The sequence below is a fragment of the Mycolicibacterium phocaicum genome, assembly GCF_010731115.1.
GTDB classification, from domain to species: Bacteria; Actinomycetota; Actinomycetes; order Mycobacteriales; family Mycobacteriaceae; genus Mycobacterium; species Mycobacterium phocaicum.
On record NZ_AP022616.1, the window covers coordinates 2,725,329 to 2,748,761 of the forward strand.

At 67.3% G+C, this 23,433-nt stretch carries 23 protein-coding genes; 11 read left to right on the forward strand and 12 right to left on the reverse strand.

The features are described 5' to 3' along the window. Window positions 1-43: 43 nt before the first annotated feature. From G6N46_RS13135 to G6N46_RS13155, 5 genes are all read right to left on the reverse strand, one after another. Window positions 44-1,129, reverse strand: coding sequence for a DUF2189 domain-containing protein (locus tag G6N46_RS13135; protein ID WP_163692742.1), 1,086 nt, complete (start codon window positions 1,127-1,129; stop codon window positions 44-46). 51 nt (window positions 1,130-1,180) lie between these two features. Further along, window positions 1,181-1,609 (reverse strand): DUF2752 domain-containing protein, encoded by a 429-nt coding sequence (locus G6N46_RS13140; RefSeq protein ID WP_138248157.1) that lies wholly within the window; start codon window positions 1,607-1,609, stop codon window positions 1,181-1,183. A gap of 12 nt (window positions 1,610-1,621) precedes the next feature. Next, the gene (locus tag G6N46_RS13145; protein ID WP_133425507.1) at window positions 1,622-2,002 is read right to left on the reverse strand and encodes a CD225/dispanin family protein; all 381 of its coding nucleotides are present in this window, start codon (window positions 2,000-2,002) and stop codon (window positions 1,622-1,624) included. Between the two features lie 85 nt (window positions 2,003-2,087). Next, window positions 2,088-3,482 (reverse strand): cystathionine beta-synthase, encoded by a 1,395-nt coding sequence (locus G6N46_RS13150; RefSeq protein WP_061004953.1) that lies wholly within the window; start codon window positions 3,480-3,482, stop codon window positions 2,088-2,090. Window positions 3,483-3,524: 42 nt separating this feature from the next. After that, complete coding sequence (locus G6N46_RS13155) at window positions 3,525-4,577, reverse strand: alpha/beta hydrolase (RefSeq protein ID WP_138248156.1); 1,053 nt, start codon at window positions 4,575-4,577, stop codon at window positions 3,525-3,527. Between the two features lie 206 nt (window positions 4,578-4,783). Between G6N46_RS13155 and G6N46_RS13160 the strand changes: the two genes are divergently transcribed. Together G6N46_RS13160 and G6N46_RS13165 are read left to right on the forward strand one after the other, a co-directional pair. Continuing rightward, entirely contained in the window at window positions 4,784-5,749 is a 966-nt protein-coding gene (locus G6N46_RS13160) for an SGNH/GDSL hydrolase family protein (protein WP_138248155.1), read from the forward strand. Between the two features lie 40 nt (window positions 5,750-5,789). Then, window positions 5,790-7,007, forward strand: a complete 1,218-nt coding sequence (locus G6N46_RS13165) for an acetyl-CoA C-acetyltransferase (protein ID WP_138248154.1) — start codon at window positions 5,790-5,792, stop codon at window positions 7,005-7,007. A gap of 442 nt (window positions 7,008-7,449) precedes the next feature. Here G6N46_RS13165 and G6N46_RS13170 read toward each other — a convergent pair whose 3' ends face one another. After that, window positions 7,450-8,316, reverse strand: a complete 867-nt coding sequence (locus tag G6N46_RS13170; protein WP_234880560.1) for an endonuclease domain-containing protein — start codon at window positions 8,314-8,316, stop codon at window positions 7,450-7,452. 312 nt (window positions 8,317-8,628) lie between these two features. On the opposite strand from G6N46_RS13170, the gene purT reads away from it, so the two are divergent. Then, window positions 8,629-9,831: a formate-dependent phosphoribosylglycinamide formyltransferase gene (gene purT, locus G6N46_RS13175; protein ID WP_138248153.1), complete on the forward strand. Its 1,203-nt coding sequence runs from the start codon at window positions 8,629-8,631 to the stop codon at window positions 9,829-9,831. A 57-nt stretch (window positions 9,832-9,888) separates the two neighbouring features. On the opposite strand, the gene G6N46_RS13180 is transcribed toward purT, so the two are convergent. After that, window positions 9,889-10,731 carry a Bax inhibitor-1/YccA family protein gene (locus G6N46_RS13180; RefSeq protein ID WP_064860641.1) on the reverse strand — a complete coding sequence of 281 codons (843 nt, stop codon included), beginning with the start codon at window positions 10,729-10,731 and terminating at the stop codon, window positions 9,889-9,891. A gap of 161 nt (window positions 10,732-10,892) precedes the next feature. On the opposite strand from G6N46_RS13180, the gene G6N46_RS13185 reads away from it, so the two are divergent. From G6N46_RS13185 to G6N46_RS13195, 3 genes are all read left to right on the forward strand, one after another. Beyond that, window positions 10,893-11,927 (forward strand): enoyl-CoA hydratase/isomerase family protein, encoded by a 1,035-nt coding sequence (locus tag G6N46_RS13185; RefSeq protein ID WP_138248152.1) that lies wholly within the window; start codon window positions 10,893-10,895, stop codon window positions 11,925-11,927. A 15-nt stretch (window positions 11,928-11,942) separates the two neighbouring features. Further along, entirely contained in the window at window positions 11,943-12,725 is a 783-nt protein-coding gene (locus G6N46_RS13190) for an enoyl-CoA hydratase (protein WP_053854339.1), read from the forward strand. A 105-nt stretch (window positions 12,726-12,830) separates the two neighbouring features. Beyond that, entirely contained in the window at window positions 12,831-14,486 is a 1,656-nt protein-coding gene (locus G6N46_RS13195; protein ID WP_234880559.1) for an alpha/beta hydrolase, read from the forward strand. Here the strand turns inward: G6N46_RS13195 and G6N46_RS13200 are convergent. Next, window positions 14,463-14,909, reverse strand: a complete 447-nt coding sequence (locus G6N46_RS13200; RefSeq protein WP_138248150.1) for a rhodanese-like domain-containing protein — start codon at window positions 14,907-14,909, stop codon at window positions 14,463-14,465. The genes G6N46_RS13195 and G6N46_RS13200 overlap by 24 nt on opposite strands. Continuing rightward, window positions 14,909-15,454, reverse strand: coding sequence for a cysteine dioxygenase (locus G6N46_RS13205; RefSeq protein ID WP_138248149.1), 546 nt, complete (start codon window positions 15,452-15,454; stop codon window positions 14,909-14,911). Before G6N46_RS13205 ends, G6N46_RS13200 begins: the two co-directional genes overlap by 1 nt. Before the next feature lie 187 nt (window positions 15,455-15,641). On the opposite strand from G6N46_RS13205, the gene lpqV reads away from it, so the two are divergent. The 4 genes from lpqV (at window position 15,642) to G6N46_RS13225 (ending at window position 19,795) form a co-directional block, all read left to right on the forward strand. Further along, entirely contained in the window at window positions 15,642-16,061 is a 420-nt protein-coding gene (lpqV, locus tag G6N46_RS13210; protein WP_138248148.1) for a lipoprotein LpqV, read from the forward strand. Window positions 16,062-16,247: 186 nt separating this feature from the next. Continuing rightward, the gene (locus G6N46_RS13215) at window positions 16,248-17,882 is read left to right on the forward strand and encodes an LCP family protein (protein WP_407665103.1); all 1,635 of its coding nucleotides are present in this window, start codon (window positions 16,248-16,250) and stop codon (window positions 17,880-17,882) included. A 678-nt stretch (window positions 17,883-18,560) separates the two neighbouring features. Next, window positions 18,561-18,776, forward strand: coding sequence for a hypothetical protein (locus G6N46_RS13220; protein ID WP_138248147.1), 216 nt, complete (start codon window positions 18,561-18,563; stop codon window positions 18,774-18,776). Window positions 18,777-18,823: 47 nt separating this feature from the next. Beyond that, window positions 18,824-19,795: a patatin-like phospholipase family protein gene (locus G6N46_RS13225; protein ID WP_138248146.1), complete on the forward strand. Its 972-nt coding sequence runs from the start codon at window positions 18,824-18,826 to the stop codon at window positions 19,793-19,795. Here the strand turns inward: G6N46_RS13225 and G6N46_RS13230 are convergent. Both G6N46_RS13230 and G6N46_RS13235 read right to left on the reverse strand, forming a co-directional pair. Then, window positions 19,792-20,643: a patatin-like phospholipase family protein gene (locus tag G6N46_RS13230; RefSeq protein WP_138248145.1), complete on the reverse strand. Its 852-nt coding sequence runs from the start codon at window positions 20,641-20,643 to the stop codon at window positions 19,792-19,794. The two genes, G6N46_RS13225 and G6N46_RS13230, sit on opposite strands and share 4 nt — an antisense overlap. 39 nt (window positions 20,644-20,682) lie before the next feature. Continuing rightward, window positions 20,683-21,168, reverse strand: a complete 486-nt coding sequence (locus G6N46_RS13235; RefSeq protein WP_138248144.1) for an SRPBCC family protein — start codon at window positions 21,166-21,168, stop codon at window positions 20,683-20,685. Between the two features lie 40 nt (window positions 21,169-21,208). Here G6N46_RS13235 and G6N46_RS13240 point away from each other — a divergent pair, with 40 nt between their 5' ends. Continuing rightward, a complete protein-coding gene (locus G6N46_RS13240; protein WP_138248173.1) occupies window positions 21,209-22,252 on the forward strand; it encodes a zinc-binding dehydrogenase in 1,044 nt (347 codons plus the stop codon). Between the two features lie 114 nt (window positions 22,253-22,366). On the opposite strand, the gene G6N46_RS13245 is transcribed toward G6N46_RS13240, so the two are convergent. Next, a complete protein-coding gene (locus tag G6N46_RS13245; protein ID WP_138248143.1) occupies window positions 22,367-23,416 on the reverse strand; it encodes an NAD(P)H-dependent amine dehydrogenase family protein in 1,050 nt (349 codons plus the stop codon). Between the last annotated feature and the right edge of the window lie 17 nt (window positions 23,417-23,433).

Consider the following 23,433-nt stretch of genomic DNA (forward strand, 5'->3'; position numbering starts at 1 on the left):
GTTCGGGGGCCGCGACCGGCGTGCCCCCGAACAGGCCACGGCGTTACGGCGTCAGCGGGGCGACCTGACCACCGCTGAGGCGACGGTAGGTGTACACCAGCATCAGCGAGGCGACCGGACCGGAGACCAGGACACCGACGCCACAGGCGAGGATGCCGGCCGCGGCGATCAAGCCGGCCACCAGCCAGACCAGGATCACCTGTCCGACATTGGCTTTCACGATCTCGATGCTGGCCTTCAGCGAATCGATCGGCGACAGGTTGCGATCAACCAGGATCGGGTGCGCGAATATCGCGAACAGCGCGACGATCAGACCGGGGATCACGCACAACACATACCCGATACCGACGAGCACACCGACGATGAGCGTCAGGACGATCATCGGCCCGATGTAGCGCGGCTTGAAGAACGACCCGATGGTGGTCGGTTGTCCGTCGGCGATGCCGAGCAGGCCGACGTACTGAGCCGACGAGATGGCCGCCGCGACCACCAGCAACACGAGGTAACCGAGCACCAGGATGGCGATGCTGGCCGGTCCCAGTGAGGTGACGTTGTACGAGTAGCTGAAGCCGGCGTCGTCTGCCGAGTAGCTCGAAACGGAAGTGTCAGCCAATCCCAGGGCACTGAACTGCACGATGCCGGCGATGACACCGACGATGAGGCCGTAGACCAACACCGACACGATCAGCGGCGCCGGGTTCTTGGTGAACTTGTTCCACGCCCACGACAGCGCGTCGCCGACGCTGAACGGGGCGGCACCGCCCGGCGCACCGTACTGGTAGCCGGCCGGCGGGTATGCCCCTGGCGGCGGCGGCGCGAAGCCACCCTGCGGCGGCGGGGGCGGCGGGTAGGCACCACCCGGAGGCGGGGGCGGCGGGGCGTATCCACCCTGCCCCGGAGGAGGCGGGTAGCCGCCCTGCGGCGGGGGCGGGAATCCTCCGCCCGGAGGCGGCGGGTAGCCACCCTGCGGCGGGGGCGGGTAGCCACCCTGCGGTGCCTGCGGAATGTATTCCGTCGGAGCGCCTCCCGGAGGTGGCGGCGGGGGGAACCCACCCGGCGGTGGCTGCGGAATGTACTCCGTCGGCTTATTGGCGTCCGGCGGAGTGCCGTCCGTCGGTTGGTCCGTCATCTTTCGTCCCTCCGAGCGATGTGATGTGGCGTTTCTGATTACAAACGTGAACTACACGTACAACGAAATGAACGGCGCTATCGGCACATTGCGAATAACAAACCAAATGCACATTACCGTCAAAACGGCCGGAGCGGCCCAGCCCCGATGCTGCCAACTGGTTATTCTTCGGCCCACGACGCGGCCGTACGTCCATGCGCCATAGGACCAGACGAGCAATACCAATGCGACCAGGCCAACCGCATTGAAATGCAACGCAGCCGAAAAGTCGCCGTGCATCAGCGAATACAGCATTCGCATGCTGCCGCAGCCCGGGCAATCGATACCCAGCAGCGCCTTGGTGGGGCAGACCGGCATCGGGCCACCCGGCACCGTCGGATTGCTCAGCCAGATCGCGCAGCACACCACGCCGGCGCCGGCCGCAACACCGAGCGGCCCAAGGAGCGGACTAACCGCCTTGGGCCGCTGGAGGTGTTGCATTTGAGGTGCGACCTATCCCGAATAGGACGACGTCGAGAAGGAGAACGCGCCGAGCACAACGACGAAGATGATGTAGAGCACGGCCACGACAGCACCGGCGATGGCGCCCCACATGGCCCACTTCTTGGCATCATCGGCGGCGGCCTGTGCCAGGTCGGGCCGGCCCTGCGCCCACAGTCCGGATACCTGCGTCGCCTTGACGATCGACACGATGCCGAACGGCAGGCAGCAGAAGATGGTGACGAGGATGCCCCACACCAGGTTGTTGTCCGGCGGCCCGCCGGCGCCGGGATATCCACCGACCGGCTGGTAACCGCCGGGCGGGGGCGGCGGGAAATTGCCCGGGGGCGGCGGCGGGAAATTCCCGGGCGGCGGTGGCGGGTACTCGGTCATTGCGGCCTTTCCAAAGGTGAACAGCGAGAAGCGAGCGGTCTCGCCCTACCGGAGAAGATAAGTCAATCTCCCCTCAATTACGCGGCTATTTGCGCGAGCCGCCCTGCGTCAGGAACCCGAGCAGATCGTGCCGGGTCAGCACACCGACGGGCTTGCCGTCGTCGACGACCATCACGGCGTCGACCTCGCGCAATTCCTTCGCCGCCGCGGACGCCAGCTCGCCGGCGCCGATCAGCGGCAGCGGCGGGCTCATGTGCTGCGCCACCGCGTCGGCCAGTTTCGCCCGGCCCTCGAAAACCGCTGAGAGCAGCTCACGTTCGGACACACTGCCCGCGACCTCACCGGCCATCACCGGCGGCTCGGCCCCGACGACCGGCATCTGCGAGACGCCGTACTCGCGCAGGATGCTGATGGCGTCACGCACCGTCTCCGACGGGTGGGTGTGGACCAGATCCGGCAGCCCGCCGGACTTGCCGCGCAGCACATCTCCGACGGTGTGCTCCTCCGGAGTGCCGTCCAACCGGCTGCGCAGGAAGCCGTACGACGACATCCACTCGTCGTTGAAAATCTTTGACAGATAACCTCTTCCGCCGTCCGGCAGCAGGACGACGACGACGGCGTCCGGGCCCTCGCGCTCGGCCACCTTGATCGCCGCGACCGCTGCCATGCCGCAGGAACCGCCGACCAGCAGGGCCTCTTCGCGCGCCAGGCGCCGGGTCATGTCGAACGAGTCGGCGTCGGAGACGGCGATGATCTCGTCGGGGATGCTCGGGTCGTAGGCCGATGGCCAGAAGTCCTCACCGACGCCCTCGACCAGGTATGGCCGACCGGTGCCGCCGGAGTACACCGAGCCTTCGGGGTCGACGCCGACGATCTTCACCCGGCCGCCCGAGACCTCCTTGAGGTAGCGGCCGGTGCCGGTGATCGTGCCGCCGGTACCGACGCCCGCCACGAAATGCGTGATCTTGCCGTCGGTGTCGGCCCAGATCTCGGGGCCGGTGGTCTCGTAGTGGCTGGCCGGGCCATTCGGGTTCGAGTACTGGTCCGGCTTCCAGGCGCCGTCGATCTCGGTGACGAGCCGATTGGAGACGCTGTAGTAGCTGTCCGGGTGGTCGGGGGCCACGGCCGTCGGGCAGACGACGACGTCGGCGCCGTACGCGCGCAACACGTTCTGCTTGTCCTCGCTGACCTTGTCCGGGCAAACGAAGATGCACTTGTAGCCGCGCTGCTGCGCCACGATGGCGAGCCCGACGCCGGTGTTGCCGGACGTGGGCTCGACGATGGTCCCGCCCGGCTTGAGCAGTCCGGCCTCTTCGGCGGCGTCGATCATCTTGACCGCGATGCGGTCCTTGGCGCTGCCGCCGGGGTTGAGGTATTCGATCTTGGCGGCCACCACCCCCGACCCCGCTGGAACAACTGAGTTCAGTTGGACCAGAGGCGTATTGCCGATGAGCTCACTGACGTGCCGGGCGATGCGCATGGGTACATGTTGTCAGGCCGCACCCCGGTTGCGCATGCGGGATTACCAGGTTGCCTCGCGGATGTACTCGCCGATCTGCTTCAGCGAGCGGTCCGCTTCCTTGACCAGCGGGGCAGCGAGTTGGAAGACGTGCATCTGGCCGGGCCAGACGTGTACCTCGACCGGCACGCCGCTCGCGGCCAGCATGTGCGCGGCCTTGCGGGCATCGTTGAGCAGCACCTCGGAACCGGACACGTGGATCAGGGTGCGCGGCAGGCCGGGCTCGATGTGGTCGAGCGGCTCGTACACCTCTTCGGGCTTCCCGTCGACGATGTGGCGTGATGCCGCGTGCTCGATGAGCTCGATCAGCGCGTCGAAGGCGTGCGCCGGGAACATCGCGTCGGACTTCATGTTCGGGTGCTGGGCCCGGCTCTCGTTGTCGATCTCGAACAGCGGCGACATCGTCGTCACCGCCGCCGGCAGCTCGCCCTCCTCCTGCAGCTTCTCGGCCAGCGCGAGCGACAGGTAGCCGCCCGCCGAATCTCCGGCCAGCACGATCTGGTCCGGCTCGTAGCCCTTCAGGCGCAGCCACCGGTAGGCATCGTGGCAGTCCTCGAGGGCCTCGCCGATCGAGTGCTTCGGAATCATCCGATAGTCGACGACCAGGACAGGGGCGTCGGCGTACTTCGACAACGCGCCGACCACGCGGCCGTGGGTGTGCACACCACAGGTCAGGAACGCGCCGCCGTGCATGTAGAGGATGACGCTGCGGCGGCCGTCGGCGGGCAGCACGCCCTTGGCGCGGACCAGGTGCGCCGTACAGTTCGGCAAACCGATCGTGGCGCGGACCGTGCCCGGCTCAAGCCTCATGATCCGAGCGACGAAGTCCACCATTCCCCACGGCCAGGGGGCCTTGGGGGCGTAGCTGCCGATGGTCAGAGTTGACTTGATGGCGAGTGTCGCGGCTACCGACATCAGGCGCCCGGCGAGGCTGGGACCGTCCTCGACGATCTCTACCGGTGCGCCGTCGCTGACCGGATAGCGGCGTGGTTTCCGCCCCTTAGCAGCACTTATAGCAACACTATGGGTTCTGACAACCCTGCTCGGTGCGGTCATCGCCACCACTCCTACGCCTTTGTAGTTCCGGTGCACTTCGTTATTTACGTCACTTAATAGACAACCCGCGTAACTTAGCTTGCCACCGCTACATAGATCAACAATCAAAGTCGCCAAATTGATGCCCCAGTCGATATGACTACGTGATCGGGCCGCCCGCGGTTCATCGACCTGCGAATCTCCGCAACCGACCTAGAATGAACGCCGTGGGCAGACGTGCACCGCGCCGGAAGACCATCGCTCTGGCGACCGCAGCCACCATCGCCTCGACAGGGTCGTATGTCGGGGCCCGAAACCTCCTGAGCGGCCAGGCCGCCAAGGCACGCCGGGTCATCCCCAAGTCATGGGAGGTCCCGCCCCGCGCCGACGGCGTCTACAGCCCCGGGGGCGGACCCGTCGAGAAATGGCAGCGCGGCGTGCCGTTCGACCTGCACCTGATGATCTTCGGTGACTCCACCGCCACCGGATACGGCTGCCGCGACGCCGACGAGGTGCCCGGCGTCCTGCTCGCCCGCGGGCTGGCACAGCAGTCCGGCAAGCGAATCCGGTTGTCCACCAAGGCCATCGTCGGGGCCACGTCCAAGGGTCTGTCCGGTCAGATCGATGCCATGTTCGTGGCCGGCCCGCCGCCCGACGCCGCGGTGATCATGATCGGCGCCAACGACATCACCGCCGTCAACGGCATCGGGCAGTCGGCCCGCCGCCTCGGCAACGCGGTGCAGCGCCTGTGCGCCAGCGGCGCGGTCGTCGTCGTCGGCACGTGTCCGGACTTCGGCGCCATCGCAGCCATCCCGCAACCGCTGCGCTTCGTCGCCCGCAACCGGGGCCTGCGGCTGGCCCGAGCCCAGGCCGGGCAGGTCCGGTCGAACGGCGGCGTGCCGGTGCCGTTCTCGGACCTGCTGGCGCCCGATTTCCTCAAGGCGCCCGAGGTGCTCTTCTCCCCGGACATGTTCCATCCGTCGGCCGCCGGGTACTCCCTGGCCGCCCAGCAGCTGCTACCGGCCCTCTGTGAAGCGTTGGGCGAGTGGACAACTGAGTCTCCGCCCGCATCCGCGCTGGTCTCGCGGACCGCGGACGTGACGAGCCTGCTGGCCCGCCTCGCCGGCATGGCGCGCCTGTGGCGGCGTACGACAGGCGTACCCGCGCCGATCGTCGCTCCTGTCACGGGATAAATTCGCCAGGAAGCTATTTTTGGATCCTTAGGAGCCCGTCATGCCCGAAGCCGTCATCGTCTCCACTGCCCGCTCCCCTATCGGCCGTGCCGTCAAGGGCTCGTTGGCCACCATGCGGCCCGACGACCTGGCCGCCCAGATGGTGCGCGCCGCGCTGGACAAGGTGCCCGCGCTCGACCCGCGCGATGTCGCCGACCTGATGATCGGTTGCGGACAGCCCGGTGGTGAGGCCGCCTACAACATCGGCCGCGCCGTGGCCGTCGAGCTCGGCTACGACTTCATGCCGGGCACCACCGTCAACCGCTACTGCTCGTCGTCGCTGCAGACCACCCGCATGGCGTTCCACGCCATCAAGGCCGGCGAGGGCGACGTGTTCATCTCGGCCGGTGTCGAGACCGTGTCCCGCTTCGGCGTCGGCGCTGCCGACGGCGCCCCGAACAGCAAGAACTCGCTGTTCGACGAGGCCCAGGCCCGTACCGTCAAGCAGGCCGAAGGCGCCACCGAGTGGCACGACCCCCGCGAGGACGGCGTCCTGCCCGATGTCTACATCGCCATGGGCCAGACTGCCGAGAACGTCGTCCTGCACACCGGCATCAGCCGTGAGGACCAGGACCACTGGGGCGTCCGCTCGCAGAACAAGGCCGAGGAAGCCATCAACGCGGGCTTCTTCGAGCGTGAGATCGTCCCCGTCACCCTGCCCGACGGCACCATCGTCTCCAAGGATGACGGCCCGCGTGCCGGCACCACCTACGAGAAGATCAGCCAGCTGCAGCCGGTGTTCCGCCCGAACGGCACCATCACCGCCGGTAACGCCTGCCCGCTGAACGACGGCGCCGCCGCCCTCGTGATCATGAGCGACGAGAAGGCCAAGGCCCTCGGCCTGACCCCGCTCGCGCGCATCGTCTCGACCGGTGTGTCGGGTCTGTCGCCGGAGATCATGGGCCTGGGCCCGATCGAGGCCGTCAAGCAGGCCCTCGGCCGCGCCAACATGGCCATCGGTGACGTCGACCTCTACGAGATCAACGAGGCCTTCGCCGTGCAGGTGCTGGGCTCGGCCCGTGCCCTGGGCATGGACGAGGACCGCCTGAACGTGTCCGGTGGCGCCATCGCCCTCGGCCACCCGTTCGGTATGACCGGCGCCCGCATCACCGCGACGCTGATCAACAACCTGCAGACCCACGACAAGCAGTTCGGCATCGAGACCATGTGTGTCGGTGGTGGCCAGGGTATGGCCATGATCATCGAGCGGCTTTCGTAAGTCTCTGAAGCAGTCTCTGAAGCGGCGTCCCGCCGCCTCGCGTTGACCCTGTACTCAGGGCGCATTTGTTCGAGTGGAATGCGCCCCAGGTACAGGGTCAACGTGTTTCTGGGGTTGGCTCTGCGCTGGCGGCGCAAAGTTGCAAGTGGCGTAGGCCCTCACCGCAGGGTCAACCAGCCCCACCGCTGACCCTGCGGCAGCGGCGCAAAGTTGCGAGAAGCCCACGCCCTCAATACAGAATCGACGTGTTCCTGGGATCGGCTCTGCGCGGGCGGCGCAAAGTCGCGAGAAGCGTGGACCCTCACCGCAGGGTCAACCAGCCCCGCCGCTGACCCTGCGGCAGCGGCGCAAAGTTGCAAGTGGCGTAGGCCCTCACCGCAGACTCAACGTCACCACCGTTGACTCTGCGGCAGCGGCGCAAAGTCGCAAGTGGCGTAGGCCCTCACCGCAGGCTGAATGCCGCGGGATTTCGCCGGCGCACCGCAAGGTCCCAGGCTCGGTTCACTCGTGCCAACACGTCGGGCTTCCGGTGGCCCGCCGCGACCCGAACAACCGTCCACCCGATTCCGGCGATGTACTCACTGCGCACGATGTCATAGCCGAGCTGATCTGCATGCTGTTCCCCGTCGTATTCCACCGCGAGCATCAGGTCCTCCCACCCCATATCGAGGAAGTACTTGGGATTGCCGTCGGGTCCGGGGACAGGAATCTGCGTCTGTGGCCGTGGGAAATCCTCGGCGATCAGCATCAGTCGGATCCTTGTTTCCTGGGGAGATTGCCCGCCCGGGTCGCAGAGGTCCAAGGCTCGTTCCAGTTGACGAAGCCCCCGGCAGTGTCGATGTTCCCCGGCCAGCGCCAAGACTTCGTCGGTGACGAATCCCGTTGCCACGCAGAGCGCGTCGAGCCGCGCGACGGCATCATTGAGTCGCCCGCGGCGTCCGAGGTCGAATGCCGCACGTGCCGGTGTGGTGACCGGCAATCCGTCGACGGAGTGGACCTCTTCGGCAAAAATTAGGTCGTCGCGAGTGACGACTCCGCGCGGCGGTCGGGCATTCGGCCAGATCAGCTCGATCGCGGCGTCGTCCGGAATCCACTTCGCGCCCAACAGGCTTGATGCAGTCGAGCCCGCGATCACCGCTTCACGCTGCGACCACAACCACGCGGCGGCAGCGCGTTGCTGCAAAGACGGATCAATCCGCTTGTCCAAGTACACGTTCGGCATGATCGCGCGGTAATACCGGCGCAGTTCGTAACGGTTGAGGGCGCCCGCTTGCAGGGCCTCGCTGCCGATGAACGGCTGGTTGTCGATGTCCATAGCGGCAACCGTGCAGGCGTCGTCCGACACAATTTGCGGCGCAATCAGCCAGCCGAGCCTCGCTTGTGGACGAATCGCGCACTGTGCACAACGCTCTTGCCGTTGATTCTGCGGCAGCGGCGCGAAAGCGCGAGTAGCCGAGGCCATCAGCACAGACTCAACCAGCACACACCACTGACCCTGCCGCAGCGGCGCAAAAGTGCGAGAAACCCGCGCCCTCAGTACAGGATCAACGGGCCGGCGGACCACGACTGCGCCGACCTCGCACAGCCCAAATCGAACCCGACCCCATAGACTCAGCGCCCAATGATCACCATCGGAACCCCACTGTCGCCGAACGCGACCAGGGTCATGCTGCTCGGCTCCGGCGAACTCGGTCGCGAAGTGCTGATCGCGTTGCAGCGACTGGGCGTCGAGACCATTGCCGTCGACCGCTACGACAACGCGCCGGGCCAGCAGGTGGCTCACCACGCGCGGACCATCTCCATGACCGACCCCGACCAGTTGAAGGCGCTGATCGCGGCCGAGAAGCCGGACCTCGTGGTGCCGGAGATCGAGGCCATCGCGACGCCGGCGCTGCAGGAACTCGAGGAAGCCGGTGTCGTGCGGGTGATCCCGACCGCACGGGCCGCCCGCCTGACCATGGACCGCGAGGGCATCCGGCGGCTGGCCGCCGAGGAGCTCGGGGTGCCGACGAGCCCGTACCAGTTCTGCGATTCGCTCGAGGAGCTCCAAGCCGCCATTGACGGCGGCATCGGCTACCCGTGCGTCGTGAAACCCGTGATGAGCAGCTCTGGCAAGGGCCAGAGCAAGCTCGACGGCCCCGACGACGTCGCGAAGGCCTGGGACTACGCCATGGGCGGGGCCCGCGTCACCAACACCCGGATCATCGTCGAGGGCTTCGTCGACTTCGATTACGAGATCACGCTATTGACCGTCCGGGCGCGCGGGACGGATGGCGAGGTCGAGACGCAGTTCTGCGAACCGATCGGGCATCGGCAGGTCGCCGGCGACTATGTGGAGAGCTGGCAGCCGCACCCGATGTCGGCCGCCGCCCTGGCGAACGCCCAGCAGATCGCGCACAAGGTCACCGAAAACCTTGGCGGGCAGGGCGTTTTCGGCGTCGAGTTGTTCGTCAAGGGCGACCAGGTGTGGTTCAGCGAGGTGAGCCCGCGGCCGCACGACACCGGTATGACGACCATGATCACGCAGTGGCAGAACGAGTTCGAGCTGCACGCCCGCGCCATCCTCGGTCTGCCGGTGGATACGTCGCTGAAGACCCCGGGTGCCAGCGCGGTGATCTACGGCGGTGTCGAGGCCGAGGGCATCGTCTTCGACGGCGTCGACGAGGCGCTGCAGGTGCCGGGCACCGACATTCGGCTGTTCGGCAAGCCGGAGAGCTTCCGCACCCGCCGGATGGGTGTGGCGCTGGCGCGGGCCGAAGACATCGACACCGCGCGCCGCAACGCCGCGGAAGCTGCCGGCCGGGTCAGGCCGCGCGAAGTCTGAGCACGACGCGAAGAAGGGGCGCCCGCCGAAGCGGACGCCCCTTCTCTGTCAACGGAGCTAGTCGTTGTTGAAATAACTCAGCAGTCGCAGGATTTCCACGTACAGCCAGACCAGGGTGACGGTCAGGCCGAGCGCGACGCCCCACGCCGCCTTCGCCGGCGCACCGGCGCGGATCATCTGGTCGGCAGCGTCGAAGTCGATCAGGAAGCTGAACGCCGCCAGCGCGATGCAGACCAGCGAGAAGATGATCGCGATGGTGCCGCCGCTGCGCAGGCCCATGCCGGCGCCGCCGTTGAACAGGCCGATGATGAAGTTGCCGAGCATCAGGGCGAGGACGCCGAACATGCCGGCGACGATCATGCGGGTGAACTTCGGGGTGACGCGGATGGCGCCGGTCTTGTAGACGACGAGCATGCCGAAGAACACACCGAACGTGCCGAGGACCGCCTGGCTGATGAGGGCGCCTGCACTGATGCCCTGCACCGCGAAGTTGGCCATGACGAACGAGAAGGCGCCGAGGAACATGCCCTCGAGCACCGCGTAGGTCAGGACGATGCCCGGGTTGTCCTGCTTACGGCCGAACGTGGCGATGAGGACCATCACCAGGCCGCCGATGGCGCCGATCATGGCGATGGGCCCGGCCAGCGCCAGGTTCGACATGATCAGGAAGTACGAAACGACCGCACTGACGGTCAGCACCGCCAGCGTGATGCCGGTCTTGGTGACGACGTCGTCGATGGTCAGCGGGCGCGAGAAGCCGGCCTGCTGCTGCGGGTACTGGGTGTATGGCTGAGCCATGGTCTGCTGGGCACCATATGCGGCGGCGCCACTACCGAATTGCGCGTATCCGCCCTGCGACTTGGGCAGGGAACGAAATATCGGGTTGCTGCTCTCGCGCACCGTCGGGTTCCTCTCCTGAAGCTGTGGTCCGTCTGCTGACGAACACCCACACAACGTACGACTTCGGGTGTTGGTTCCCGGCGAGACGGAGAAACTGGGAACTTACTGTGAAACGGTACCTGGTCGGCGCACGCGCTGCGCGACGATCTACATTGCTTACCGTGGCGGAAAACGAGGATATCCTAGTAAATGTCGAAAACGGCGTCGGCGTCGTCACGCTGAACCGTCCGAAGGCCATCAACTCGCTGAACCAAGCGATGGTCACGGGCCTGGCCGAGGCGCTCACCGCGTGGGAGCACGACGACAGCGTGCGCGCGGTCCTGCTGACCGGCGCCGGCGAGCGTGGCCTGTGCGCGGGCGGCGACGTCGTCGCGCTGTATCACTCCGCCAAGGCGCAGGACGACAACGCCAGGACGTTCTGGCACGACGAATACGTACTCAACGCGCACATCGGCCGCTACCCCAAGCCGTACGTCTCCTTGATGGACGGCATCGTGATGGGCGGCGGCGTCGGCGTCGGCGCCCACGGCAACATCCGCGTCGTCACGGAGAAGACCAAGCTGGGCATGCCCGAGGTCGGCATCGGCTTCATCCCCGACGTCGGCGGCACCTACCTGCTGTCCCGCGCCCCGGGCCTGATCGGCCTGCACGCCGCACTCACCGGCGCCCCGTTCTCCGGCGCCGACGCCATCGCCCTAGGTTTCGCCGACCACTTCGTCCCACAGGCCGACCTCCCGGCGTTCCGTGACCTGGTGATCAGCGATGGGCCCGACGCGGCGCCCAAGAAGTACGCCGTCGAGCCACCTGCCAGTGCGCTTCTGGCGCAACAACATTGGATCGACGAGTGCTACGCCGCCGACACCGTCGCCGAGATCCTGGCGAACCTGCGCGGCCACGCCGCCGCCGAGGCCAACACCGCGGCCGACCTGATCGCCACCCGGTCCCCCGTCGCGCTGACGGTCACGCTGGAGGCCGTGCGCCGCGCCGCGAAGCTGCCGAGCCTCGAGGATGCCCTGGTTCAGGAATTTCGAGTGTCGATGGCGTCGCACAAGTCTCACGATTTCGTGGAGGGCATCCGCGCCCAGCTCGTCGACAAGGACCGCAACCCGCAGTGGTCGCCGGCCAGCCTGGCGGACGTCACCGCCGCCGATGTCGACGCCTACTTCGTCTCCGCCGACCCCGACCTCACCTTCTAGTTTTAGGATTCCACAGTGACATCTGAGACTTTCGAAACCATCCTGGTCACCCGCGACGACCGCGTCGCCACCATCACCCTGAACCGGCCCAAGGCGCTCAACGCCCTCAACAGCCAGGTGATGGCCGAAGTCACCACGGCCGCAGCCGAACTCGACGCCGACCCGGGCATCGGCGCCATCATCATCACCGGCAGCGAGAAGGCCTTCGCCGCGGGCGCCGACATCAAGGAGATGGCGAGCCTGACGTTCGCCGACGTGTTCTCGCAGGACTTCTTCGCGCTGTGGAACAAGTTCGCCGCGACCCGCACCCCCACCATCGCCGCCGTCGCCGGCTACGCGCTCGGTGGCGGTTGTGAGCTGGCCATGATGTGCGACCTGCTGATCGCCGCCGACACCGCCAAATTCGGCCAGCCCGAGATCAAGCTGGGCGTGCTCCCCGGCATGGGTGGCAGCCAGCGCCTGACGCGCGCCGTGGGCAAGGCCAAGGCGATGGACCTGATCCTCACCGGCCGCAACATGGACGCCGAGGAAGCCGAACGCTGCGGCCTGGTGTCGCGCGTGGTCCCGGCCGACAAGCTGCTCGAAGAGGCCAACGCCGTCGCCAAAACCATTGCCGGCATGTCGCTTTCGGCATCGCGGATGGCCAAGGAAGCCGTCAACCGAGCTTTCGAGAGCACGCTGGCCGAAGGCCTGCTGTACGAGCGCCGGCTGTTCCACTCGGCGTTCGCCACCGACGACCAGACCGAGGGCATGGCGGCGTTCACCGAGAAGCGCGCGCCGAACTTCACGCATCGGTAAAGTCGATCGGTGGCCGACACCGCACAACTGACCGATCCTGCCGACGATGACGGCGCCGCTGTCGCGGTAGCCGAGCCGTCGGACGAGGAGTCGCTCGTCGCGAAACTGGAAGAGCCGGCCTCGGATTGGTGGGTTCGCCGCTACACGTTCTTCGGCACCGCGGTCGGCCTCACGTTCATCTGGCTCTCGATGACGCCGTCGCTGTTGCCGCGCGGACCGCTCTTCCAGGGCATCGTCAGCGGCGCCGCCGGTGCGTGCGGTTACGGCCTCGGGGTGCTCAGCGTCTTCCTGGTGCGATACATGCGCTCGAAGGACAGCAGCCCCAAGGCGCCCCGCTGGGCGTGGCTGGTCCTGATCGGGCTCGGCGTCATCGGCCAGGTGCTGGCGGTCATCTGGTTCCACGTCTGGCAGGACGAGGTCCGGGACATGATGGGCGTGCCCCGGATGAAGTTCTGGGACCACCCGCTGACGGCGGTGTATTCGATCGTCTTCCTGTTCGGCTTCGTCGAAATCGGCCAGCTGATCCGCAAATTGGTGCGTTTCCTGATGCGTCAGCTGGAGCGCGTGGCACCGCCGCGGGTGTCCGGGGTGGTCGCGGTGCTCCTGGTGATCGCCGTGTTCGTCGAAGTGTTCAACGGTGTGGTCGGCAATTACGCGATGTCGTGGATCAACAACACCTTCGCCTCGGCCAACGACGAGGACGATCCGGACAACCCACCGCCCACCTCACCGTTGCGTTCGGGCGGGCCCGGCTCACTGGCCAGCTGGTCGTCGCTGGGCCGGCAGGGCCGCATCTTCGTCGGCAACGGACCGAGCGTCGACGAGCTCGCGAAGTTCAACGGCCGCAAGGCAATCGAACCGATTCGCGCCTACGCTGGCCTGCACTCCGCGGACGGTATCCGGGCGACGGCCAAGCTGGCCGCGCAGGAACTCAAGCGCACCGGCGGGCTCGAACGCGCCGTCGTCGCCGTCGCCACCACGACCGGCACCGGCTGGATCAACGAGGCCGAAGCCGCGTCGCTCGAGTACATGTACAACGGCAACACGGCGATCGTGTCGATGCAGTATTCGTTCCTGCCCAGCTGGATTTCGTTCCTCGTGGACAAGGCCAACGCGCAGGAAGCCGGCCAGGACCTCTTCGAAGAGGTCGACGCGCTCGTGCGACAGATGCCCGAGGGCAAGCGCCCCAAGCTTGTGGTGTTCGGCGAGAGCCTCGGCTCGTTCGGCGGCGAGGCCCCGTTCCAGTCGCTCAACAACCTGGTGGCCCGCACCAACGGTGCGCTGTTCTCCGGGCCGACGTTCAACAATCCCATCTGGACCGAGCTGACCCGCTACCGCGACGCCGGCTCACCGGAGAAACTGCCGATCTACGACGACGGGCTCAACGCCCGATTCGGTTCGCGCCCTGAGGATTTGAACCGTCCGGCCAACGCCACCTGGGGCCACCCGCGAGTGGTGTACCTGCAGCACGCGTCCGACCCGATCGCCTGGTGGAACCCCGACCTGCTGTTCGCCCGGCCGGACTGGCTGGAAGAGCCACGCGGCCGCGACGTCTCCCCACGGATGGAATGGATTCCCGTCGTGACGTTCCTGCAGGTGTCGGCCGACATGGCCGTCGCGGTCGACGTGCCCGACGGGCACGGCCACGTCTACATCAAGGACGTCGCGAACGCGTGGGCCGACGTGCTGCAGCCGCCGGAGTGGACCCAGGAGAAGACGGAACGGTTGCGGCCGCTGCTACACCCAAGCGCCGGCACGTAACAGCACCGACGCGGCCGTCCCGCCCAGCAGGCCTTCGTCCACCAGCGCCCGGTACCCGCCGATGACATCGGTGGCCCGGTACAGCCCCAGGTCCTGCAGCGCCGCGGCGGCCAGGCTCGAGGTGTAGCCCTGCGAGCACAGCACCACCCACTCGACGTCGTCGCCGGTGGCCTGCGGCAGGCGGGCGTCGCTGGTCGGGTCGCAGCGCCATTCCAGGACGTTGCGTTCCACTACGAGCGCACCGGGAAACTCGCCCTCGATGGCGCGCTGCGCGGCCGGCCGGATGTCCACCAGCACGGCGCCCCTGGCCAACGCGGCGGGGATTTCGGCGGCCGACAGCCGGACCAGCCGCTCGCGGGCCGCGTCCAGCATGGCGTCGATCCGGCTGGTCCTGCTTTCCGTCGCTTCGCTCGTCACGGTCATCAGTCCCCCTCGGGCTTGTCGGTGAGTTCGGTGTAGACGCGACGCAGCTTCTGGCTCTCGGTGACGTCGTAGTACGACATGGCGGTCAGCGGCGGCGAGTACGCGTGCACACTCAGCGTGGGAAGCGACGGCGGCACCACGTCAGCGCCGGCCCGCACCACGTCGTGGACCCAGCCCAGCGGGAACGCGGCTTGGTCACCCGCCTCGAGCGTGCGCTGCCGCAGCCCGCGACCGTCCCACCGGGTTTCCTCCAACGCGCCGGACACCACGGTCAACGCACCGAGTGAGCCGCCATGGTCGTGCAGCTCGGTGCTGCGCTCGGGGACCCAGCTGATCAGCCAGAGGTCGAGTTCGTCGTCGCCGTACAACCGGCGGAACCAGCGTTCGTCGTGGGGCAGGCCGTCGGCCGGCAGCAGTCGCTCGTAGCGGCCGCTCAAAACGTCGTCGGCGCACCGATCGGTGGCGTTCAGCAGGTCGGGTAGCCGCAACCGGGTCGGGGCGACGAGGGCAGGACCAGAAACAGAAAAATCTGTCAGGACGGACATGACGGAACTCCAATGCAGGAACGAACGGTGGGCTTGGCGCCCTCACAAGGCCGGGCTCAAGCCCGACAACATGTCGCGTTCTGCACGTTCTGCACTGCCATGTCCCCGATGATGCCGAGTCCCGGACCGGCGGGGAATGGTTAACGTCAGGGTGATCCTGAATGCCGTACCGCATAGATTGGCTGTCATGCAGACCGTCATCCGGGCAACGCTGCTCACCGCCACCGCTCTGACCGTGCTCACCGCCTGCGGTCCGGACAAACAAGCGGCCCCCGCCCAAACTCCCGCCGAGCTGCCCACCCAGTCGCACGAACACCCGGCGCCCGGCGGCATGGCTGTCTCCCCCGGCGGTGTGACGACCGCCGTCGACGCCCCGCCGGCGGCGACCGAGTCTGAATTCGGCCAGGCGTGCCACGCCGCGAAAATGTGGATGGACGCGCAGCACGCCGACCCGGCGACGCTCGTCGAGCCGTACCTGAACCTCATGCAACGGCCGGAAACACGTGATCCCGGTAACTTCAACACTCCCTGGACCGAGCTCACAGCAGGCCAGCAGGCCGGCGTGATCATGGCCGCGACCAGCGCCTCCAAAGGTGAATGCGGCTGATCACCGGCGTTCACTGAGGATTCGCTGAGTCTGCGGCGTTGCCCTAAAATCGGTCGCACTGCCGTCCGATCGCTCTGACGCATACACGCGGGCCGCGGTGACAGCGAACTTCCGACCGCCGGATCCGACCGGCGGTCCTCACGTACCCGCGAGGCCCGCCGAGATGACCGACATGACCAGCACGCCGTGGGGTCGCAGCTGAGCACCTCCGATTTCCAGCGCAGCGATTCCGCCCGCCATCGTCTTCCAGCCCGGCACCGCCGGAGCCGGCTGCAAAGCCTGCTCAGCGCCCGCGTGGGCTGGGACACCGTCGGCCGCGTCGCACTCGCGCTGGTCACCGTGGTGGCGGTGGCGACGACGGGCCTCGGCTGGTGGACGGTGCGCGGGGCGCTGCACGGCATCACGGTCAGCGATGCGCTCGGGGCCGACGCGCCCAAGTCCACCGGCGGGGCGATGAACATCCTGTTGATCGGCCTGGATTCGCGCAAAGACCAGCAGGGCAACGACCTGCCGCAGGCGCTGCTCGACAAGCTGCACGCCGGGGATTCGGACAACGGCGGCTACAACACCAACACGCTGATCCTGGCGCACATCTCCGCCGACAACCATGTGGTCGCGTTCTCGATCCCGCGTGACGACTACGTGCGGGTCACCGGCATCCCCGGATACGACCACATCAAGATCAAAGAGGCGTACGGCCTGACCAAGGCCAACGCCATGCAGCACCTCATGGACAAGGGCGTCACCGACCAGGCCGAGCTGGAGCGCAAGAGCCGCGAGGCCGGCCGCGCCGCGACCCTGGCCGCGGTCCGCAACCTGACCGGTGCGCCCATCGACTACTTCGCCGAGGTCAACCTCGCCGGCTTCTACGACATCGCCGAGAGCCTCGGCGGCGTCGAGATCTGCCTGAACCACCCCGTGTACGACGACTACTCGGGCGCCGATTTCCCCGCCGGCCGGCAGATGCTCGACGCCTCGCAGGTCGTCGCGTTCGTGCGGCAGCGGCACGGCCTGGACAACGGCGACCTGGACCGGACCCACCGCCAGCAGGCGTTCCTGATCTCGGTGATGCACCAGCTGCAGAAGGACGGATCGTTCAGCGATCTCGGCAAGCTGAATCAGCTGATCGGGGTCGCGCAGAAGGACGTCGTGCTGTCGGCCGGCTGGGGCCAGGAGCAGTTCAAGCGCATGGGCGAGATCGCCGGCGGCGCCAACGTCCAGTACCGGACGCTGCCCGTCGTGCGCTACGACAACATCGACGGCCAGGACGTCAACATCGTCGACCCCATGGCCATCAAGGTCGAGGTCGCCAAGGCCTTCGGCCTCAAGCCGCCGGCAGGCGCCCCGACGTCCACACCCACCACGTCGACCGAGCCGTCGACACTGGACAAGGCCGCGGACAGCACGGGTACGACGTCCAAGAACGCCAAGACCGCCGTCATCGACGTCATCAACGGTTCCGACGTCACGGGCCTGGGCCGGCAGATGTCGGAGATCCTGGGCGATCTCGAGTACTCCATGGGCCAGACCAGAAGCTCGCAGGACGGCGAGCTCAGCTCGACGGCCGTCGACTTCGGCGTCGGCACCGATGCCGAGGCCAAGCACCTGGCCGAACTGCTCGGCATCGACGCGGTCCGTGCCGACCCGTCCGTACCGGCCGGGCGCATCCACGTCACATTGGGGCCGGGCTACCAGGTACCCGACACCCTGGACAGCGTCTCCCTGGCCGCGGCCAAGTCGTCCAACTACGACACGACGTTGCCGACCCCGGAATCCGGGCCGCCGGTGCGCGCCAACGACGGGCTCCCCTGCGTCAACTGACGCATCAGCTTCGCGCCGCGAGCGTGGAACGAGCGCGACGTCAAGGTCACCGGGCCTGACCACACGGCGAATTCCGGCGCAGATGACCGCCGTCCGGTCAGCCTCGCGCCACGGTCGCGCCGACGGACGTGACCGGCGCCGGCCGGCCGCGTCCAGACGCTCAGCGGATTCTTCCGTAGCGCCAGTCCCGATTCCCAGGGATACGTACATGAGTGCAATCGGCGCTGCGATCCACCGGCGGTTTTTGCACTCAGGGACCGCAGCGGCCCCGGAAAAGTCCCTGACTGCAATCACGGACGCGGCGCGCTCCTGTTGATCGAAGCCAGGTATTCGGCCGACCGGATCTTGTTCCGAGCGAGCGACCGCCTTCGACTGCACGCGGGCGTTGCCGCCGTCGGTTTGTCGACTCACCAAACGCTCGCACGGCGCCACCCGCAAATTAATTAGATTAGGTCAACGAATTAAATTCGCCGCCGATCGAGTGCGCGAAATTGGACGCAAACGCCATCCCCAGAACACAAGCACATCTAACAAATTTGCCCGCCGACCAGGCAAAACGTCGCAAAAGCAATGAGATCAGCTAACGAATGCGACGTATTTCCCAACTACTGGTCAGTAATTGTGCTTTGACTCACACAATGGTGCACACTATGGGGTGTCTCACTCATTGTCGAAGGGATGAGCACGATGGTTGCTCCTCAGCACGTACCGGTCGCTCGGGCCCACGGTGGCGCGGTCAACGGGCGCCGGGTGCTCTTCATGGGCATCCTCCTGCTGCTCATCGCGGTTGCCGCCGTCAGCGGCATCCTCTTCGCCATGAGCAGCGGGCAGCCGCAGGTCGCCCTCATCATCGGGCTCGTCTCGGCGGCGTTCTTCTCGCGCATCCGCTGCTGACGCGGCCTCGTATCGCCGCCGTCTGATCCGCACGCCAAAATAGGCCCATGCGGGTCGCACTGGTCCTTGGCAGCGGTGGCGCCCGGGGTTACGCACATATCGGCGTCATCGACGCGCTCCGCGAGCGCGGATTCGACGTCGTCGGCATCTCCGGTTCCTCCATGGGCGCACTCGTCGGCGCGCTGCAGGCCGCCGACAAACTCGACGAATTCTCCTCCTGGGCCAGCGCCCTCACCCAGAGCGCGGTGCTGCGCCTGCTCGACCCCTCTTTGACCGCCGCCGGCGTGCTCCGCGCCGAGAAGATTCTGGCGACCGTCCGCGAGATCATCGGCCCGCGGACCATCGAGAGCCTGCCGATTCCCTACACCGCCGTCTCGACCGACCTGATCGCCGGAAAATCGGTCTGGTTGCAGCGCGGCCCCATCGACGCGGCCATCCGGGCCTCCATCGCCATCCCGGGCGTCATCGCGCCGTATCTGCTGGACGGCCGGCTCCTGGCCGACGGCGGCATCCTCGACCCGCTGCCCATGGCGCCGCTCGCCGCCGTCAACGCCGACCTGACCATCGCGGTCAGCCTCAACGCCAGCGATCCGAATCCCACGACCCCGGAATCCCCGCGACCCACCGCGGAGCTGCTGAACCGCATGCGGCGCAGCACGACGTCACTGATCGACCGGGCCGCGGCGAGCACCCTGCTCGACGGCCCCACCGCACGATCGGTGCTGAGCCGCTTCAGCAACGCGGTCGACGGCATCGACGCCGTCACCGAATCCGAGGTCGAGACCGAAGAGGACACGAACGTGCCGCGGCTCGGCGGCTTCGAGGTCATGAACCGCACCATCGAAATCTCGCAGGCCGCGCTGATGCGGCACACCCTGGCCGCCTACCCGCCTGATCTGTTGATCGAGGTGCCGCGCACGGTGTGCCGCAGCCTGGAGTTCTACCGGGCCTCCGAGGTCATCGAGATCGGGCACGAATTGGCTTGCGCCGCACTCGATTCCCTCGATCTTCCCGACTAGGACAGGAACGCGGCGACCTCGGCCGCCACCCGGCGGCCCTGTGCGCGGCCGGCCTGCGCCGCCGGGATGCGACAGGCCGGATCCAATGGGTCGGCGCCGAAGGCGGCGAGGGACTCGTCGTCGGCGAAGACGCCGCACGCACGGCCCGCAAAGCTCTTGACGTCCGCGCCGGGGCCCGCCCCGAACGGCGACGGCGAGTCCGATGGCGCCGGCACCAGGACGACGGCGGTGTCACAGTCCTTCACCGCGATCATGTTGACGCTGCTGCCCATGCCGCCGTCCATGTACCGGCGACCGCCGATGGTCACGACCGGCCAGGCGGCCGGCACCGCGCAGCTGGCCTCGACAGCGTCGACGAGGGACACCCCCGACTCGCGGGTGAACACCACCAGCTCACCCGTGTCGATGTCGACGCCGGTGATGCGCAGGTCATGGTCGGGCCAGTCGTGGGACGGCAGCCGGCGTTCGATGACGTTGCGGCGCACCGCCGGGCTGACGGTCTCGGTGGCTGCCGCGGCGGCCCCGAGGCGCTGCAACTGTTCTGCGCGGCTGCCGTTGGTCGACGACATCGCGTCGATGAACGTCGTCAGGATGGCCTCGATGTTTATGCCCGGACTGATCTCCGCCGATTCGGCGGCGACCTGACGCTCGAACAGCTCGCCGATGCTCAGTGCGCTACCCAGCTGAGCACCGACCGCCGAGCCCGCTGACGTACCCAACACCACATCGGAATTCCGCACCGCCGCCGCGACCTCGGGGGCTTCATCGGCGATGCCCTGCAGGATGCCGGTCTCCCATGCGATGCCGGCGATGCCGCCACCAGCCAGAACGAGTGCGCGCTTGGTCATTAGTTCATCTAACCGAATTCGGCGTGCGCCGTGGGAACGTCATCCCACCAGGAGGTCAGAAAGATGCTCCAGTGACCGGCCGGCGTAGCCCTTCCACAGCTTGCCGAACACCGGCAGCAGCGGAGCGGTCAGCGAGCTGCGGGGGTGCAGCGTCCACCGCCAGGTGATCTTGGTGGCCGGGTTCGGCCCGCTGGTGACGTCCTGAAATAGCCACATCCCCTGCACGCCGCCCACCAGAGGCGCCAGCGGTCCGTTGATGTCGGACAGCGTGTAGCCGAACGAATGCGGCTCGTCGTACGAGGTCAGGGTCTCGGCCATGCTGCCGCCACCGGTCAGCAGGATGGTGCGGGTCTGCCCCACCGCATCCCAGATGCCGGTCTGGTCGCGCACAGCCTTGATCGGCGGGATCGGTCCGTACCAGCGACAGAACAGCTCGTTGAGGGGAATCGGGGCGGTGCCGCTGAACGCGTCGGCCACCGGGACGGGAACTGTTCGTGATTGCTCGACCACCAATGCCTGCGCCATGATGGCGATCGTAACCATCGATGCTGACCACTGGAGTGCCATGACCTCGACGATGCGGGCCCAACGGTTCTATGCCGACACCAAAAAGGTTGTGGTGGAAGATGTTCCGATTCCGGAACCAGGCCCGGGCGAGGTCCTCGTCAAGGTCGCCTACTGCGGCATCTGCCACTCCGACCTCAGCCTCATCAACGGCACGTTCCCGTCGCAGCTGCCGGTGCTGACGCAGGGACACGAGACGTCGGGCACCATCGCCAAGCTGGGACCGGGCGTCACCGGCTGGGCCGAGGGCGACCGCGTCGTCGTCGCTGCCGGCAAGCCGTGCATGGACTGCGTGAACTGTCTCCGCGGCGACATGTCGAACTGCCTGCGGATCCGGCTCATGGCGTTCGCGTACGACGGTGGCTGGGCCGAGTACACCGTCGCGCAGGCCTTCGGGCTGACGCGCGTGCCCGGCAACGTGCCGCTCGAGCAGGCAGCGATCCTGGCCGACGCGGTGTCGACGCCGTTCGGCGCCGTCGTCCGGACGGGCCAGGTGGGCATCGGCGAGTCCGTCGGCGTCTGGGGTGTGGGTGGGCTCGGCACGCACATCGTGCAGTTGGCCCGGTTGGTCGGGGCGGCGCCGATCGTGGCCGTCGACGTCAACCCGGCAGTGCTGGAGCGCGCGCTGGAGGTCGGCGCGGACTACGCGTTCGACGCACGTGACCCGGAGTTGTTGGCGCAGATCGGCAACGCCACCGGCGGCCGGATGCTCGACGCCGCGTTCGACGCGGTCGGCAAGGGGTCGACGTTCGACCAGGCGCTGGCGGCACTGACGGTGGGCGGACGATTTGTCGGCGTCGGGATGAGCGCCGACGCCCCGTCGATCGGCCCGACGTCGTTCTTCAACCTGACCAAGAAGCAGGTGCGCGGGCACCTGGGCTACCAGAACGCCGACATCGGCACGCTGGCGACGCTGGTGTCCCGTGGCCGCCTGGACCTCACCCGGTCGATCAGCGAGATCGTCCCACTCGAGGACGTCGCCGAAGGCATCGCGAAACTCGACCGGGCCGAGGGCAACCCCATCCGGATTCTCGTCCAGCCCTGATCACCAGCACCCCCAGCGCCAGCCCATTCCCCGCGAGCGGCCGTGTTTGTACGCCGACACGCCGTATTCGGCGTGTATTTCGCGCACGCTCGCGGCGGACGAGCGTGCGCGTAATCACCTCAGTCGCGGTGCCGCTTTCGCGCTGAAGAGCGGCAGGTCCAGATAGGTGGCGATACCCGGTTCCGCGGCACACACCGCCGGCACGGAGTTGACGCAGTGGGCGGCGGTGCCGACGACGCCGGGTTCGGGGCCGTCCTCTCCGACCAGTCCCTGAAAGCCCTTGATCGACACGGTGAAGTCCGGATTTCCCTTGACCTCCATCTCGTAGCGTTGTCCTTCGGGACCGAAATCCCATGCCGGGTCGAGGTTTTCCTCACCCATGAACCAGTTGACGGTGACGCGCACGACGACCTCGTCGCCGACGACCGCCTCCCAGTGAAACTTGCGGGCGGCGACCTGGCCGGGCTGGATGGGGCCCAACGGTGAGTCGATCGGCGCGGTAGCCACCGCAACCTCTTGGCGCGCAACGATCTTCGGGTCGGCCTTGAACCCGAACTCGTCGACGCACATCCGGACGGCTTGGATGAAGCCACTGTCGAGCAGCTTCTGCATCGGCCCGGTGAGTGCCTTGTCCGGCGTTTCACCGAACCCCATCACGTGCCGCAGCACGTCGGGCGCCTCGTAGGTCCGCAGGTCCGAGAACTCTTCGGCCCGAACGAAAGTCACGCCGGTGGACATCACCGAGAACAGCAGCGGGAACTTCTCACTGATGCCGCCGGGCGCGATGCCGGTGCCGTGCAGCGTGGCGCCACCGGCCAGCGCGGCTTCCCGCATCGGCGCGCCCTGCTTCTCGCTCGGATATACCCAGCCGACCGGCGTCACCACGTTCTTGCCGGACCGCAGCAGTGCGGCGACCTCGTCGGGGTTGGCCATCAGCGGGGCGTAGATGACGGCGTCGGCCTCGAGCGCCAGGATGTCTTCGATGCTGTTGGTCGCGGTGACGCCCAGCGGCTCGACGCCGATGATCTCGCCAACATCCTTGCCGTTCTTGGCTTCCGAATGCACCCAACACCCGACGAGTTCCAGGTCCGGATGTTCCAGCACACCTTTGATGGCAGCGACGCCGACGCCGCCGGTTGCCCACTGCACGACCCGCAACGCCATGAAACCTCCCGAGCACC